13 protein-coding genes are annotated in these 16,930 nt (G+C 61.8%); 12 read left to right on the top strand and 1 reads right to left on the bottom strand.

The genetic code is table 11. The annotated features are described in order from the left end of the window. Position 1: 1 nt before the first annotated feature. The 12 genes from hutH (at position 2) to KVQ82_RS28475 (ending at position 14,747) form a co-directional block, all read left to right on the top strand. A complete protein-coding gene (hutH, locus tag KVQ82_RS28530; protein WP_086793939.1) occupies positions 2–1,534 on the top strand; it encodes a histidine ammonia-lyase in 1,533 nt (510 codons plus the stop codon). Positions 1,535–1,623: 89 nt separating this feature from the next. Continuing rightward, entirely contained in the window at positions 1,624–2,829 is a 1,206-nt protein-coding gene (gene hutI / locus KVQ82_RS28525) for an imidazolonepropionase (RefSeq protein WP_222017137.1), read from the top strand. 10 nt (positions 2,830–2,839) lie between these two features. Then, positions 2,840–3,643 (top strand): N-formylglutamate deformylase, encoded by an 804-nt coding sequence (gene hutG, locus KVQ82_RS28520; RefSeq protein WP_222017135.1) that lies wholly within the window; start codon positions 2,840–2,842, stop codon positions 3,641–3,643. 253 nt (positions 3,644–3,896) lie between these two features. Beyond that, on the top strand, positions 3,897–4,844 hold the full coding sequence (locus KVQ82_RS28515; RefSeq protein WP_222017133.1) for a choline ABC transporter substrate-binding protein: 948 nt from the start codon (positions 3,897–3,899) through the stop codon (positions 4,842–4,844). Beyond that, entirely contained in the window at positions 4,844–5,761 is a 918-nt protein-coding gene (locus KVQ82_RS28510; RefSeq protein WP_222017132.1) for an alpha/beta hydrolase, read from the top strand. Before KVQ82_RS28515 ends, KVQ82_RS28510 begins: the two co-directional genes overlap by 1 nt. Before the next feature lie 104 nt (positions 5,762–5,865). Further along, a complete protein-coding gene (gene pip, locus KVQ82_RS28505) occupies positions 5,866–6,837 on the top strand; it encodes a prolyl aminopeptidase (protein ID WP_003220824.1) in 972 nt (323 codons plus the stop codon). After that, positions 6,834–7,271, top strand: a complete 438-nt coding sequence (gene dtd / locus KVQ82_RS28500) for a D-aminoacyl-tRNA deacylase (protein WP_222017130.1) — start codon at positions 6,834–6,836, stop codon at positions 7,269–7,271. Before pip ends, dtd begins: the two co-directional genes overlap by 4 nt. Positions 7,272–7,578: 307 nt before the next feature. Beyond that, a complete protein-coding gene (locus tag KVQ82_RS28495; protein WP_161794907.1) occupies positions 7,579–9,363 on the top strand; it encodes a glucan biosynthesis protein G in 1,785 nt (594 codons plus the stop codon). Continuing rightward, entirely contained in the window at positions 9,356–11,926 is a 2,571-nt protein-coding gene (gene mdoH, locus KVQ82_RS28490) for a glucans biosynthesis glucosyltransferase MdoH (protein WP_222017128.1), read from the top strand. The genes KVQ82_RS28495 and mdoH overlap by 8 nt, the downstream gene beginning before the upstream one ends. Before the next feature lie 208 nt (positions 11,927–12,134). Continuing rightward, positions 12,135–12,932, top strand: a complete 798-nt coding sequence (locus KVQ82_RS28485; protein WP_222017127.1) for a transporter substrate-binding domain-containing protein — start codon at positions 12,135–12,137, stop codon at positions 12,930–12,932. Between the two features lie 128 nt (positions 12,933–13,060). Continuing rightward, a complete protein-coding gene (locus KVQ82_RS28480) occupies positions 13,061–14,020 on the top strand; it encodes an amino acid ABC transporter permease (RefSeq protein ID WP_222017125.1) in 960 nt (319 codons plus the stop codon). After that, positions 14,013–14,747 (top strand): amino acid ABC transporter ATP-binding protein, encoded by a 735-nt coding sequence (locus tag KVQ82_RS28475; RefSeq protein WP_041071506.1) that lies wholly within the window; start codon positions 14,013–14,015, stop codon positions 14,745–14,747. The genes KVQ82_RS28480 and KVQ82_RS28475 overlap by 8 nt, the downstream gene beginning before the upstream one ends. A 154-nt stretch (positions 14,748–14,901) precedes the next feature. Here the strand turns inward: KVQ82_RS28475 and KVQ82_RS28470 are convergent, their stop codons facing one another. Continuing rightward, positions 14,902–16,818: a methyl-accepting chemotaxis protein gene (locus KVQ82_RS28470; protein ID WP_222017123.1), complete on the bottom strand. Its 1,917-nt coding sequence runs from the start codon at positions 16,816–16,818 to the stop codon at positions 14,902–14,904. Positions 16,819–16,930: the final 112 nt, after the last annotated feature.

The raw sequence follows: 16,930 nt of genomic DNA, 5'->3' as shown, positions 1-16,930 counted from the left end.
AATGACTGCGCTGAACCTGATTCCCGGCCAATTGAGCCTGGCCCAACTGCGTGACGTTTATCAGCAACCGGTCAAACTGACCCTCGACCACAGCGCCTCCGCGCAGATCGAGGCCAGCGTTGCGTGTGTCGAGCAGATCCTCGCCGAGAACCGCACTGCCTATGGCATCAACACCGGTTTCGGCCTGCTGGCCTCGACCCGCATCGCCAGTGAAGACCTGGAAAACCTCCAGCGCTCGCTGGTGCTGTCCCACGCCGCCGGCGTCGGTCAGCCGATCAGCGATGAACTGGTGCGGCTGATCATGGTGCTCAAGGTCAACAGCCTCAGCCGTGGTTTCTCCGGCATCCGCCGCGTGGTGATCGACGCGCTGATCGCGCTGATCAACGCCGAGGTGTACCCGCACATTCCGCTCAAAGGTTCGGTGGGCGCCTCCGGTGACCTGGCACCGCTGGCGCACATGTCGCTGGTGCTGCTCGGCGAGGGCAAGGCGCGTTACAAGGGCGAGTGGATGGAAGCCACCGAAGCGCTGAAAGTCGCCGGTCTGACCCCGCTGACCCTGGCGGCGAAAGAAGGTCTTGCGCTGCTCAACGGCACTCAGGTGTCCACTGCATTTGCCCTGCGCGGTCTTTTTGAAGGTGAAGACCTGTTTGCCGGTGCGCTGGCAATCGGCGGTCTGACGGTGGAAGCGGTGCTCGGTTCGCGCTCGCCGTTCGATGCACGTATTCACGCCGCTCGCGGTCAGAAAGGTCAGATTGATGCTGCAGCCGCGTATCGCGATCTGCTCGGTGAGCGCAGTGAAGTCTCCGACTCGCACCAGAACTGCGAGAAGGTTCAGGACCCGTACTCGCTGCGTTGCCAGCCGCAAGTCATGGGCGCTTGCCTGACCCAGTTCCGTCAGGCCGCCGATGTGCTGGTGGTCGAAGCCAACGCCGTCTCCGACAACCCGTTGGTGTTCGCCGCTGAAGGCGATGTGATTTCCGGCGGTAACTTCCACGCCGAGCCGGTGGCCATGGCCGCCGACAACATGGCCCTGGCCATTGCTGAAATCGGCTCGCTGAGCGAACGCCGTATCTCGCTGATGATGGACAAGCACATGTCGCAACTGCCGCCGTTCCTGGTGGCCAATGGCGGCGTCAACTCGGGCTTCATGATCGCTCAGGTGACCGCTGCGGCACTGGCCAGCGAGAACAAGGCGCTGGCCCATCCGCATTCGGTCGACAGCCTGCCGACCTCGGCCAACCAGGAAGACCACGTGTCGATGGCCCCGGCCGCTGGCAAGCGTCTGTGGGAAATGGCTGAAAACACCCGCGGGATTCTCGCGGTGGAGTGGCTGGCGGCGGTGCAGGGGCTGGACCTGCGCAACGGTCTGAAGACCTCGGCCAAGCTGGAACAGGCGCGGGCGATTCTGCGCCGCGAAGTGCCGTTCTATGAGAAGGATCGCTTCTTTGCGCCGGACATCAATGCGGCGACCGAGTTGTTGGCTTCGCGGTGTCTGACCGAGCTGGTTCCAGCCAGGCTGCTGCCGAGCCTGTAAGGCCCTCATCGCTGGCAAGCCAGCTCCCACAAATACCTGTGGGAGCTGGCTTGCCAGCGATACGATTTTGAACAAGACGAGGACTTGGGATGAAAACCCTCTGGCAACACTGCCACGTCGCAACCATGGCGCAAGGCGTCTACTCGATCATCGAGGATGCGGCCATCGTGACGTCCGGTGCGCACATCGAGTGGATCGGCCCGCGCAATCAATTGCCCTCTGGCGAATACCCGGCGGTCAACGACCTGCAAGGCGCGTGGGTCACCCCCGGCCTGATCGACTGTCACACTCACACAGTGTTCGGTGGCAACCGCAGCGGCGAATTCGAGAAACGCCTGCAAGGCGTCAGCTACGCCGAGATCGCAGCGCAGGGCGGCGGTATCGCCAGCACTGTGCGCGCCACCCGTGAAGCGAGCGAAGACGAGCTGTTCGCCAGCGCCGCCAAGCGTTTGAAAAGCCTGATGCGCGACGGCGTGACCACGGTCGAGATGAAGTCCGGCTACGGTCTGGATCTGGCCAACGAGCGTAAGATCCTGCGGGTCATTCGTCGCCTGCAAAAAGAGCTGCCGATCAGCGTGCGCAGCACCTGTCTGGCCGCCCACGCCTTGCCGCCGGAGTACAAGGATCGCGCTGACGACTACATCGAGCACATCTGCGCCGAGATGCTTCCCGCTTTGGCCGCCGAAGGTCTGGTCGATGCCGTGGATGCGTTCTGCGAGTACCTGGCGTTCTCGCCGGAGCAGGTCGAGCGGGTATTCATCACTGCGCAAAAGCTTGGTCTGCCGGTAAAGCTGCATGCCGAACAATTGTCGTCACTGCATGGCTCCAGCCTGGCTGCGCGCTATAAGGCGTTGTCCGCCGATCACCTGGAGTTCATGGATGAAGACGACGCCATCGCCATGGCCAAAGCCGACACCGTCGCCGTGCTGTTGCCGGGCGCGTTCTATTTCCTTCGCGAAACCCAGTTGCCACCGATGGACGCCCTGCGCAAGCACAAGGTGAAAATCGCCATCGCCAGCGACCTCAACCCCGGCACCTCGCCGGCGCTGTCGTTGCGCCTGATGCTGAACATGGCCTGCACCTGTTTCCGCATGACCCCGGAAGAAGCCCTGGCGGGCGCGACCCTCCACGCGGCGCAAGCGCTGGGCATGGCTGACACCCACGGTTCGCTGGAAGTCGGCAAGGTCGCGGACTTTGTCGCCTGGCAGATCGACCGCCCGGCAGACCTGGCCTATTGGCTCGGGGGCGATCTGGACAAACGCGTCGTGCGTCACGGCGTTGAATCAAGTCTGTAGGAGAGCGGTTGTGGATAAGGTTCTGAACTTCAAACAAGGTCGCGTGCCGCTGCTGATCAGCATGCCTCACGCTGGCGTACGTCTGACCCCGGCGGTCGAGGCCGGATTGATCCCGGACGCGAAAAGCCTGCCGGACACCGACTGGCACATTCCGCAGCTTTACGATTTTGCCGAGGCGTTGGGCGCCAGCACGTTGGCCGCCGAGTACTCGCGGTTTGTCATCGACCTGAACCGCCCGTCCGACGACAAACCGCTGTACGCCGGCGCCACCACCGGGCTGTACCCGGCGACGCTGTTCGATGGCATTCCGTTGTTCCGCGAAGGGCTCGAGCCCTCCAAAGCCGAGCGGGCGACCTATCTGGAACAGATCTGGACGCCCTATCACCGCACCCTGCAGCAAGAGCTGGCGCGGCTGAAGGCTGAATTCGGCTATGCGCTGCTGTTCGACGCGCACTCGATCCGCTCGGTCATCCCGCACCTGTTCGACGGCAAACTGCCGGATTTCAACCTCGGCACCTTCAACGGCGCCAGTTGCGATCCACAACTGACGACGCAACTGGAAGCCATCTGCGCCCGTCACGACCCTTACAGCCACGTGCTCAACGGGCGCTTCAAGGGCGGCCACATTACCCGCCATTACGGCAACCCGGCCGAGCACATCCACGCCGTGCAACTGGAGCTGTGCCAGAGCACCTACATGGAAGAGTTCGAACCTTTCCGCTACCGCGCCGATCTGGCGGAGCCGACGCGGGTGGTGCTCAAGGCGTTGCTGCAGGGTTTGCTCGCCTGGGGCGAGAGCCACTACCCATCCTGAACACAGACCCACACCCCCTGTGAGAGCGAGCTTGCTCGCGAAAGCATCGTGTCAGTCGATTATGAGGTGACTGATTCACCGCATTCGCGAGCAAGCTCGCTCCCACGAGGGGGCGGTGTTCCGTCCGGGTCGCCGCTGTGCAAAACACAGTCGCCACCGTTCATCTTTCCCTCTCGTCGCCTGCGTAATGTTGCGGCCACGGTGCACCAGACACCGACCTGACAATAATCCGCTGCCGCACGAGAACCCCCGAATGAAAAAGCTCTTCACTCGTTGTGCGTTAATCCTCACCGGTAGCGCGCTGTTCAGCGCTGGCGTCATGGCCAATGACGACGCCTCCTGCAAAACCGTGCGCATGGGCGTGGTCAACTGGACCGACGTGATCGCCACCAGCGGCATGGCCGATGTGTTGCTCAATGGTCTCGGCTACGACAGCAAGCAGACCAGCGCGGTGCAGCAGATCATCTTTGCCGGCATTCGCGACAAGCGTCTGGACATCTTCCTCGGCTACTGGAAACCGGCGATGGACAACAACATTGCGCCCTTCCTCGCTGCCAACCAGGTCAAAGTCCTGGACAAGCCGAGTCTGGCAGATGCTCAGGCGACGCTGGCGGTGCCGGATTACGTGGCGGCGGCCGGGTTGAAAACCTTCGCCGACATCGCGAAGTTCAAGGATCAGTTGGGCGGCAAGATCTACGGCATCGAGCCGGGCAGTGGGGCCAACACCACCATCAAGAGCATGATCGAGACCAACCACTTCGGTCTGAAGGATTTCAAGATCATCGAGTCCGGTGAGGCAGGCATGCTCGCCGCTGTGCAACGCGCGGTGAATCGCAAGGAGTTTGTGGTGTTCGTCGGCTGGACCCCGCACCCGATGAACATCAACATGAAGATCACCTACCTGACCGGCAGCGAAGACGTCTACGGCCCCAACGAAGGCGCCGCCACCGTGTCCACCGTGACCGCGCCGGATTACGCCGAACGCTGCCCGAACGTCCATCGCCTGCTGCAAAACCTGACATTCACTGCCGCTCAGGAAAGCCAGCTGATGGTACCGATCATGGCGCGCAAGACGCCGCAGGACGTGGCAAAGAACTGGCTGCGTGAACACCCCGAGGATCTGCAGCGCTGGCTGGCCGGGGTCAGCAGTTTCGATGGCAAGGATGGCGTGGGCGCGGTTCAGGCCAGTCTGAAAAACTGATGAGCCATTATCCGCTGACGCCGGCCATGGCGGCCTTCGTTACCCGAACCGAAAGTTTCGTCAGTGATGACAGTAGTCTCGCAGGACTGCGCCAGGCCTATGACGCCATGTGTCGGGCCTTCACCCCTGAACGGCCCGCTGGGCTGGAGGTCGTCGACTTCCAGTTGAGCGGCGTACCGGTGCGCTCCTACCGGCCGCCGCTCAAGCCACCGGCCAGCGGCTGGCCTTGCGTGTTGTACTTGCATGGCGGTGGTTGGGTCGTCGGTGGGCTCGACTCTCACGACTTCATCTGTTTCGAGCTGGCCATGGCGCTGGGTGCGATGGTGGTGGCGGTGGATTATCGGCTGGCGCCAGAACATCCATACCCGGGGGGGTTCGAGGATTGCCTGAGTGTCTGGCGCGCGTTGCGCAGCGGGCCGTTCTGGTTTGACCCGCAGAAACTGCTGGTAGCCGGCGACAGTGCCGGTGGCAATCTCGCCGCCGCGTTGTGCCTGGCGTTGCGCGATGCCGACGAGGCGATGCCGGCGGCTCAAGTGCTGATCTATCCCGGCCTTGGCGGTGACGACCGGTTGCCGTCACGCAGCGAATGCGCCGATGCACCGTTGCTCGGCAGCCATGATGTGCACAGCTATCACGCGTTATACCTGCGCGGCAGCCCTCGGCCGGATGCTTATGCCATGCCGCTGCTCGCTGACGATTTCAGTGGATTGCCGCCCGCCTGGATCGCCGTGGCGCAATTCGATCCGCTGCGCGACGACGGCGTGCGCTACGCCGAACGACTGGCCAGCGCCGGCACAGACGCTTCGCTCTATTACGGCGAAGGGCTGGTGCACGGTTGTTTGCGTGCGCGAGGTCAGGTCGCCGAGGTCGACCGGCTCTACGAAAACCTGTTGAGGTTCATGGCTGACAAATTGTGACTGCGTGCGGGCATGCTCATTGATGTAAATCGGGTTTATGATGCCGGACGGCAGAATAATAGAAGTCCCCCCAGGGATGACCTCGACCCCTTACGGAGCACGCAATGCAGACATTGTTTCCGCAGATCAAACCCCATGCCCGGCACGATCTGGCTGTCGATGACACCCACACGCTGTACGTCGACGAAAGCGGTTCACCGGAAGGCTTGCCGGTGGTGTTCATCCACGGTGGCCCCGGCGCCGGTTGCGACGCGCAGAGCCGTCGCTATTTCGACCCGAATCTGTATCGCATTGTCACCTTCGACCAGCGCGGCTGCGGACGCTCCACGCCCCACGCCAGCCTGGAAAACAACACCACCTGGGATCTGGTCGCCGACCTCGAGCGTATCCGCAAGCACTTGGGCATCGACAAATGGGTGCTGTTTGGCGGTTCGTGGGGCTCGACCCTGGCGCTGGCCTACGCACAAACCCATCCGGAGCGTGTTCACGGTCTGATCCTGCGTGGGATCTTTCTCTGCCGTCCGCAGGAAATCGAGTGGTTCTATCAGGCCGGTGCCAGCCGTCTGTTTCCCGATTACTGGCAGGACTACATCGCGCCGATCCCGCTGGACGAGCGCGACGATCTGCTCAGCGCTTTCCACAAGCGCCTGGTCGGTAACGATCAGATCGCTCAGATGCACGCGGCCAAGGCCTGGTCGACATGGGAAGGGCGCACCGCGACCCTGCGGCCGAACCCGCTGGTGGTCGACCGTTTCTCCGAGCCGCAGCGCGCCCTGTCGATCGCGCGGATCGAATGCCACTACTTCACCAACAATGCGTTCCTCGAGCCGAACCAGCTGATCCGCGACATGGGCAAGATCGCTCATCTGCCGGGGGTGATCATTCACGGTCGCTACGACGTGATCTGCCCTCTGGACAACGCCTGGGAATTGCATCAGGCCTGGCCGAACAGCGAGCTGCAGGTGATTCGCGATGCTGGCCACGCCGCCTCCGAGCCAGGCATTACCGACGCGCTGGTGCGTGCCGCGAGCAACATGGCCCGCCGCCTGCTCGACCTGCCGCCTGAAGAAGCATGAAGGGGCTTCTGCAGCGTGTGTGCGGTGCGCGGGTCGAAGTCGCGGGAGAAATAGTCGGCGCGGTGGATCAGGGTTTGCTGGTGCTGGTGGCGGTCGAACCCGACGACACCCGTGCCAGTGCCGACAAACTTCTGCATAAGCTGCTTAACTATCGGGTATTCAGTGACGCCGAGGGCAAGATGAATCTGTCCCTGGCGGATGTGGGCGGCGGGTTGCTGCTGGTCTCTCAGTTCACCCTGGCTGCCGACACCAAGAGCGGGTTGCGTCCGAGTTTCTCGACCGCAGCCCCTCCGGCATTGGGCGAGGAATTGTTCGACTATCTATTCAGCAAAGCGAAACAGATGCATGGCACTGTGGCATCAGGTAGATTCGGCGCGGATATGCAGGTGCACCTGGTCAACGATGGCCCGGTAACCTTCCTGTTACAGACATGAAAGCGCTTAAAACATCTTTTCAAGGGCTTTTCGACTGAAAACAGGCGTTTTTCGCGATAAATACTTTGTTACCCCTGATGCGTTGTCACGCGGGCTACTAGATAATCGCGCGCTATGGGGATCAGCGTTCGCTGGTCCATTTTTGACTTAGGTAGAGACTTGTCTGGATCCGATTGGGGAATCATTTTGCCCCAGCGGAGTCGGAACAATGCTCGCCAACCTGGCATATAGATAGCTGGCCGTTGGTTTTTTGATCTGTTTTCGGCGAGGGTTGCTCGTGATTGTTAGTCCCTGTAATGCAGCAAAAATGTCTGCCAAACGCATGCGAAGTGCCCTGGTAGCGGGTTCGGCGCTCCTGTGCCTGCTCAGCGCCGGCCAGCTTTGGGCGTTCAATCTTGACGATGTATCAGCCAAGGCTAAAGAGCTCGCCGGGCAGAAGTTCGAAGCCCCACGCAGCAACCTGCCGAACGAATTCCGCGACATGAAATTCGCGGACTATCAGAAAATCCGCTTCCTCACCGAAAAGGCTGAGTGGGCCGATCAGAAGACCCCGTTCAAGCTGTCCTTCTATCACCAGGGCATGCACTTCGATACGCCGGTGAAAATCAACGAAATCACGGCGAACACCGTCGAAGAGATCAAATACGATCCGACCCGCTTCGATTTCGGCGACCTCAAGTTCGATCCGAAGGCCACCGAGCAGCTGGGCTACGCCGGTTTCCGTGTGCTGTACCCGATCAACAAGGCCGACAAACAAGACGAAATCATGACCATGCTTGGCGCGAGTTACTTCCGCGTCGTCGGCAAGGGTCACACCTACGGTCTGTCGGCCCGTGGTCTGGCGATCGACACCGCGCTGCCGTCGGGCGAAGAGTTTCCGCGTTTCCGCGAGTTCTGGATTCAGCAGCCGAAGCCGGGCGACAAGCATCTGGTGATCTTCGCCCTGCTTGATTCGCCGCGCGCCACCGGTGCCTATCGGCTGATCCTGCGTCCGGGCAGCGACACCATTGTCGACGTCAAGGCGCAGATGTTCCTGCGTGACAAGGTCGGCAAACTGGGCATCGCGCCGTTGACCAGCATGTTTCTGTTCGGCGCCAACCAGCCGTCGAAAGTCCTCAACTATCGTCGTGAGCTGCACGACTCCAGTGGTCTGTCGATCCATGCCGGCAACGGCGAGTGGATCTGGCGTCCACTGAACAACCCGAAACACCTGGCCGTAAGCAACTTCAGCGTCGAGAACCCGCGTGGTTTCGGTCTGCTGCAGCGTGGCCGTGATTTCAGCCACTACGAAGACCTCGACGACCGCTACGACAAGCGCCCAAGCGCCTGGATCGAGCCGAAGGGCGAGTGGGGCAAGGGCACCGTTGATCTGGTAGAGATTCCGACCGCCGACGAAACCAACGACAACATCGTTGCGTTCTGGAGCCCGGAAACCATGCCGGAGCCAGGCAAGCCGCTGGACTTCGCCTACCGTTTGCACTGGACCATGGACGAAGCGGCGATTCACGCCCCCGACAGCGCCTGGGTCAAGCAGACCCTGCGTTCGACCGGTGACGTCAAGCAGTCGAACCTGATCCGTCAGCCGGACGGCAGCGTCGCCTACCTGGTCGACTTCGAAGGTCCATCGCTGGCAGCCCTGGCGCCGGATGCCGACGTACGCAGTCAGGTCAGCGTTGGCGATAACGCCGAGCTGGTCGAGAACAGCGTGCGCTACAACCCGGAAACCAAGGGCTGGCGCCTGACCCTGCGGATGAAGATCAAGGACGCGAGCAAGTCCACCGAGATGCGTGCTGCCCTGGTCCAGCCAGTGGTCACCGCTGATCTGGCCAAATCTTCGGTACCGGCGTCGAATTCGTCGGTGGCCAAGGCTGACAAGATCGCCGCCAAGCAACAAGAGAAGGAAGACAAGGAAGCCAAGGCCGCTGAAGCCAAACAGGCCGACGCCAAGCCCGCCGCAGATGCCAAGGACAAGGCCAACAAAGACGCCAAGCAGCCAGCGGCTGCGAACGCGGCCCCAGCCACACCGGAATCGGCACCGACTGAAGAAGTCCTGACCGAGACCTGGAGCTATCAGTTGCCTGCCGATGAGTAACTCTCAAGTACAGCCAGAAACTCTGTCGGAGTATCTGGCGCATCTGCCGATGACCGACGAGCAGCGCGCGGAACTCGCGGGCTGCCAGTCTTTCAGCGAACTGCACCAGCGCCTGTCGTCGCCAACGTTCGACGCCCCTGCCGAAGCCGCCCAGGCTTCGGTGGGCAAGCGCCTGACCCTGAGCACCGCCGAGGAACTGGAAGAGGCGGAAATGCTGGTGCTCGACGCCAGCGGCCGGGTCGCCATGAAGGCGACGCCGCCCATTCACCGGACCAAAGTCGTGCCGGAACCCTGGCGCACCAATATTCTGGTGCGTGGCTGGCGCCGTCTGACCGGTCGCACCAACCCGCCGCAGCCGCCAAAAGATGCGAATGTGTTGCCGGCCGCGCGCTGGCGCACCGTCGGTTCGATCCGTCGCTACATTCTGTTGCTGCTGATGCTCGGCCAGACCATCGTCGCCGGCTGGTACATGAAAGGCATCATGCCGTACCAGGGCTGGTCGTTCGTCGATCTTGAAGAAGTTCTGCACCAGCCGCTGCTGCAAACCGCCACGCAAGTGCTGCCGTATGCGCTGCAAACCAGCATCCTGATTCTGTTCGGGATTCTGTTCTGCTGGGTGTCGGCCGGCTTCTGGACGGCGCTGATGGGCTTCCTTGAGTTGCTCACCGGTCACGACAAATACCGTATCTCCGGCAAAAGCGCTGGCAACGAGCCGATTCCGAAGGACGCCCGTACTGCGCTGGTGATGCCGATCTGCAACGAAGACGTGCCCCGGGTATTCGCCGGTCTGCGCGCCACCTTCGAATCGGTCGCGGCCACCGGTGATCTGGATCGCTTCGACTTCTTCGTCCTCAGCGACAGTAACGACACCGATATCTGCGTCGCCGAGCAACAGGCCTGGCTGGACGTCTGCCGCGAAGCCAAGGGCTTCGGCAAGATCTTCTATCGCCGCCGTCGCCGTCGTGTGAAACGCAAGAGCGGCAACCTCGACGACTTCTGCCGTCGTTGGGGCGGTGACTACAAGTACATGGTCGTGCTCGACGCCGACTCGGTGATGAGCGGCGAGTGCCTGACCAGTCTGGTACGCCTGATGGAAGCCACGCCGGACGCCGGGATCATCCAGACCGCGCCACGTGCGTCGGGCATGGACACGCTGTATGCGCGCATGCAGCAGTTCGCCACCCGCGTTTACGGTCCGCTGTTTACCGCCGGTCTGCACTTCTGGCAGTTGGGTGAATCCCACTACTGGGGTCACAACGCGATCATCCGCATGAAGCCGTTCATCGACCACTGCGCCCTGGCGCCGTTGCCGGGCAAAGGTGCGTTCTCCGGGGCGATCCTGTCTCACGACTTCGTTGAAGCCGCGCTGATGCGTCGTGCCGGTTGGGGTGTGTGGATTGCCTACGATCTGCCGGGCAGCTACGAAGAACTGCCGCCGAACCTGCTCGACGAACTCAAGCGTGACCGTCGCTGGTGCCACGGCAACCTGATGAACTTCCGCCTGTTCCTGGTCAAGGGCATGCACCCGGTGCACCGTGCGGTGTTCCTGACTGGCGTGATGTCGTACCTGTCGGCGCCGTTGTGGTTCTTCTTCCTGGTGCTGTCGACCGCGCTGCTGGCGGTGAACACGCTGATGGAGCCACAGTACTTCCTGGAACCGCGTCAGCTGTATCCGCTGTGGCCGCAATGGCACCCGGACAAGGCGATCGCGCTGTTCTCGACGACCATTGTGCTGCTGTTCCTGCCGAAACTGCTGAGCATCATCCTGATCTGGGCCAAGGGTGCGAAAGAGTTCGGTGGCAAGTTCAAGGTGACCCTGTCTATGCTGCTGGAGATGCTGTTCTCCATGCTGCTGGCACCGGTGCGGATGATTTTCCACACCCGTTTCGTCCTGGCCGCGTTCCTCGGCTGGGCCGCGACCTGGAACTCGCCGCAGCGTGACGACGACTCCACGCCATGGAGCGAGGCGGTCAAGCGCCACGGTCCGCAGACCTTGCTGGGTTTCTGCTGGGCGCTGCTGGTGATCTGGCTGAACCCGAGCTTCCTGTGGTGGCTGGTGCCGATCGTCGGTTCGCTGATGCTGTCGATTCCGGTGTCGGTGATTTCCAGCCGTGTCGGTCTGGGCCTCAAGTCCCGAGACGAGAGCCTGTTCCTCATCCCTGAGGAATACAATCCGCCGCAGGCGCTGCTGGCGACCGATCAGTACACCCACGAAAACCGTTGGCACGCACTGAACGACGGCTTTATTCGTGCGGTGGTCGATCCACAGCAGAACGCCTTGGCGTGTTCGCTGGCGACGGCCCGTCACGGTCAGGCCGAGCCGATCGAGTGGCTGCGTCAGGAACGTGTGCGTCACGCGATCAAGGTCGGTCCGGCCGGGCTGAACAACCATGATCGCCTGCAACTGCTGAGCGATCCGGTGGCCCTGGCCCGTCTGCACGAGCAGGTGTGGGCCGAAAGTCACGCCGAGTGGCTGGATGCCTGGCGCGCTTCGGTGAAAGCCGATCCCCACGCGCCGCTGCTGCCGCTCAAGCCTGTGAGCTTGCAGGCGCAACCGGCCTGATGAAGAAACCCCGCGAAAGCGGGGTTTTTTTTGATCTCGATAAAAAGAGCTCTTCACCCCGCCCTTGATTGTTAAACAAATCGTCCATTAAACCTTGTGCAAAAAATCGAGTGCGTTAGCATCCGTCCCCGAATTGGCGCACCCGGGCATTTTTGCCCATCACGGCTGTTTTTCGCGCCGCACATGCAATGGTTTTGGGGACTTGAAGATGAAGAAGTATCTGTCGATGCTGCTGGTCGGCGTCACGGCACTGGTTGCAGTCAATGCGGCGTACGCCGGTGCAATCGATGACGCGGTCAAGCGCGGCACGTTGAAAGTCGGTATGGATCCGACCTACATGCCGTTCGAAATGACCAACAAGCGCGGCGAAATCATCGGCTTCGAAGTCGACATCCTCAAAGCCATGTCCAAGGCCATGGGCGTCAAGCTTGAGCTGGTGTCTACCGGTTACGACGGGATCATTCCGGCGCTGATGACCGACAAGTTCGACATGATCGGCAGCGGCATGACCCTGACTCAGGAGCGCAACCTGCGCCTGAACTTCAGCGAACCGTTCATCGTGGTCGGCCAGACCCTGCTGATCCGCAAGGAGCTGGAAGGCACCATCAAGTCCTATAAAGACCTGAACACCGCCGACTACCGCATCACCTCCAAGCTCGGCACCACCGGTGAGATGGTCGCCAAGAAGCTGATCGCCAAAGCCAAGTACCACGGCTACGACAACGAGCAGGAAGCCGTGCTCGACGTGGTCAACGGCAAGGCCGACGCGTTTATCTACGACGCGCCGTACAACGTGGTCGCGGTGAACAAGGTCGGCGCCGGCAAACTGGTGTTCCTCGACAAGCCGTTCACCTACGAGCCGCTGGCCTTCGGTCTGAAGAAGGGTGATTACGACAGCCTCAACTTCATCAACAACTTCCTGCACCAGATCCACGAAGACGGCACTTACGATCGCATCCATGACAAGTGGTTCAAGAGCACCGAGTGGCTCAAGGACATGGAATAAGCCCGGTCGCATAGACCGAGTTGCCCCATTCGCGAGCAGGCTCGCTCCCACATTGGAATGCATTCCGCTGTGGGAGCGAGCCTGCTCGCGAAGAGGCCCTCCATAGCAACAAAAATCCGGAACCTGCAATGAAACAGAAAAAAGCCCAATGGCCCTGGCACGTCCTGACCGTGCTGGTGCTGGTCGGCCTGGCGGGCGCGTTGTATTACGCCACGTCGCTGATGTCCTACGAATGGCGCTGGAACCGCGTGCCGCAGTACTTCGCCTATCAGGCCGAAGAGTCCCAGCGCGCCAGCGACATCTCCACCGTCACCGAACTGGTGCGCAAGGGCGGCAGCGCGCAGGTCACCCTGCGCAACGACGCCGGTCACGAGCAGCACCTGACCGTCGACGAAAACAGCCTGCAATTCGCTCAGGGCGACGATGTGGCCGAAGGTGACGTCGTAGGCGTGACCCGGCATTGGGCGGCAGGGCCGCTGCTGTGGGGCCTTTGGACCACGCTGTGGCTGTCGGTGGTGTCGGGTGTGCTCGGTCTGCTGATCGGTCTGGTCACCGGACTGTGCCGCTTGTCGAGCAACCCGACCCTGCGCGACCTGTCGAGCATCTACGTCGAGTTGGTGCGCGGTACGCCGCTGCTGGTGCAGATCTTCATTTTCTACTTCTTCATCGGCACGGTGATGAACCTGTCCCGGGAGTTCGCCGGGATCGCCGCGTTGTCGCTGTTTACCGGCGCCTACGTGGCCGAGATCATCCGTTCCGGCGTGCAGTCGATTGCCCGCGGGCAGAACGAAGCGGCGCGTTCGCTGGGTCTGAGTGCTGGCCAGTCGATGCGCCATGTGGTGCTGCCGCAAGCGTTCAAACGCGTACTGCCGCCGCTGGCCGGGCAGTTCATCAGTCTGGTCAAGGACACCTCGCTGGTGTCGGTGATCGCGATTACCGAGCTGCTGAAAAGCGGCCGTGAAGTTATCACCACCTCGTTCTCGCCGTTCGAAATCCTGTTCTGCGTTGCCGGCCTGTACCTGTTGATCAACCTGCCGCTGTCGAAAATCGCCAGCCGGCTTGAGCGGAGGCTCGCGCAAAGTGATTGAAGTCCGCGATCTGGTAAAAGTCTTCGACACCCGTGGCCAGGTAGTGCGGGCGGTGGATAACGTCACCACCACGGTGGCCAAGGGCGAAGTGCTGGTGGTGATCGGCCCGTCAGGCTCGGGTAAATCGACCTTCCTGCGCTGCCTCAATGGCCTGGAAGCGTTCGACTCGGGTTCGGTGAGCATCGACGGCCTGCAACTGGCCGACCCGAAAACCGACGTCAACGCCTACCGCCGCGAAGTCGGCATGGTCTTCCAGCACTTCAACCTGTTCCCGCACATGACCGTGCTGGAAAACCTCTGCCTGGCGCAGAAGGTCGTGCGCAAGCGCGGGCAGAAGGAAAGTGAGGCCAAGGCCTTGGCGTTGCTGGAGAAGGTCGGTATTGCGCAAAAAGCTCGCGAATACCCGTCACGTCTGTCCGGCGGTCAGCAGCAGCGCGTAGCGATTGCCCGGGCGCTGGCGATGGACCCGAAAGTGATGCTGTTCGACGAGCCGACATCGGCCCTCGACCCGGAAATGGTCGGTGAAGTGCTGGATGTGATGAAGAACCTGGCCGTGGAAGGCATGACCATGGTCTGCGTCACGCACGAAATGGGCTTCGCCCGGGAAGTGGCGGATCGGGTGCTGTTCTTCGATCACGGCAAATTGCTGGAAGATGCGTCCCCGGCGGAGTTCTTCGATGCGCCGAAGGATCCGCGGGCGCAGGCTTTCCTGCGTCAGGTCTTGTAACGGCGGCGTTCTCTCGGACGCCATCGCTGGCAAGCCAGCTCCCACAGCAAGTGGTTTGAACACAAATTTTGTGAACGACTGCAAACCTGTGGGAGCTGGCTTGCCAGCGATAGCATCACCTCGGTCCAGAGCGAAACGAGGTCGATGCATCACCTCAGACCTTGAACCGCCCCACCAGCATCTGCAGATGCGTCCCCAAGCGCGCCAGCTCAACACTCGACGCCGCCGTCTCTTCACTCGCCGCCGACGTCTGATCCGACACATCCCGCACATTCAGCACACTGCGGTTGATCTCTTCAGCCACGGCGCTCTGCTGCTCTGCCGCTGCGGCAATCTGCTGGTTCATCGCCTGAATCGCCGACACGGTGCGGGTGATGCTTTCCAGCGAGCCACCGGCACGGCGGGTCAGTTCGACGCTGCTGTCGGTCAGGCTGCGGCTGTTGTCCATGATTGTCGCCACTTGCTGGGTGCCGGTCTGCAGGCCGACGATCAGCTCTTCGATCTCTTCAGTGGACTTCTGCGTGCGCTGGGCGAGGCTGCGCACTTCATCGGCGACCACCGCAAAGCCACGCCCGGCTTCACCGGCACGCGCCGCCTCGATGGCGGCGTTGAGCGCCAGCAGGTTGGTTTGCTGGGCCACCGACTTGATCACGTCGAGCACGCTGCCGATCTTGTCGCTCTCGCGCTTGAGTTCGCCCATGGCCTCGGTGGAGTGGCCTACTTCGGCCGCCAGACGCTCGATCTGCGCGATGGCTTCACCCACCACTTTGTCGCCTTCGCGGGCCTGCTGGTCAGCAGCGACGGCCGCTTCCGAAGCTTCCTCGGCGTTGCGCGCGACTTCCTGCACCGTGGCAGCCATTTCGTTCATGGCAGTGGCGACCTGGTCGGTCTCGACTTTCTGATTGTTGACCCCGGCGCTGGTCTGCTCGGTGACGGCAGACAATTCTTCGGCGGCACTGGCGATCTGCGTGACGCCGTCGCTGATGCCGCCGATCAGCTCGCGCAGACCTTGCGTCATGCTCTGCATCGAACGCTGCAACTGGCCGAGTTCGTCGCGACGCTGCGACACCAGGTTGTGGGTCAAGTCGCCGGCAGCCACACGCTCGGCGACTTTCAGGGTCTGGTTCAGCGGAATGATGATCTGCCGGGTGATCGCCCATGCAGCCAGCAAACCGAAGGCCACGGCCAGCAGGGTGGCGATGATCAGCATGTTCTTGGCGTGTGCGGCATCGGTATCGCGCACCACGGTTTGCGATTCGGTGAGTTTCTTGCTGAGGTCGAGGAGGATGTCGCCCTGAGCTGTCATGGTTGCCCCGGCCTTGGCATTGTTCACCTGCGAGTCGCGGAACTGGGCGACCGCCGCGCGATAAGCCTTGATCGAGTCGGTGGCCTGTTGCAGGTTGGCGATGTGCTGTTCGGGCAGTTTCGCCGGCAGGCTGTCGAGGTTTTTCAGTGCATTGTCGATGGCGTCCAGCGCTGGCTGCTCCGCCTCGGCCTTGCCGCTGTAGGTGTAGCCGCGCACCTGATAGCGCGCTTGCTGCAACAGTTTGCTCAGTTCGATCACGCTGTTGAATTGCGCGACGCTGTCACCCTGCAGCATGGATTTCTCGACTTCCGAGACTTTGGCCACGGCATTGTCGGCACTGGCGCCAAGCTTGCTGCGCGCGTCCTCACGCTGCACGGTGGCCTGTGTCATGTCGGCGAAGGCGCGTTTGTACTCGGCGACAGCGGCCAGTTGCTGATCGACCATGGCCGCATCTGAGGGCTGCTCGATCAGGCCGCGCGCGGTTTGCAAGCCGCTGGCGAGTTTGGCCAGCAACTCGTTGACCGCGCCCGGGCCTTGTTCGCCACGACGAGCTTCATAGTCCAGACGCGCCAGGCGCAGGTCCTTGGTCAGTTCATTTAGGCTGGAGATGAAGCCGAGCTTGTCGCCACGGCTGATGATGCCGCTCATGCCGGTCCAGCCGGTAAAGGTGATCAACAGGGTGAGCAACAGCACCAGGCCGAAACCGATACCCAGCTTGCGTTTGACGCTGACGTTTCCAAGATTCTCGGCTAACCAACGGTACATGCGACGACTCCCCTCGGACCACTAATTGGACTTATGGGCACTGTATCGGCGGGGTGATGGCAATCTGTAACTCGAATTGAATGCCAACCCGGTTTCTGTAGGAGCTGACGAG

Origin of the sequence: Pseudomonas sp. AO-1, from assembly GCF_019775695.1 — a bacterium.
Lineage (GTDB): Bacteria > Pseudomonadota > Gammaproteobacteria > Pseudomonadales > Pseudomonadaceae > Aquipseudomonas > Aquipseudomonas parakoreensis.
This window is presented reverse-complemented; position numbering and strand designations above follow the sequence as displayed.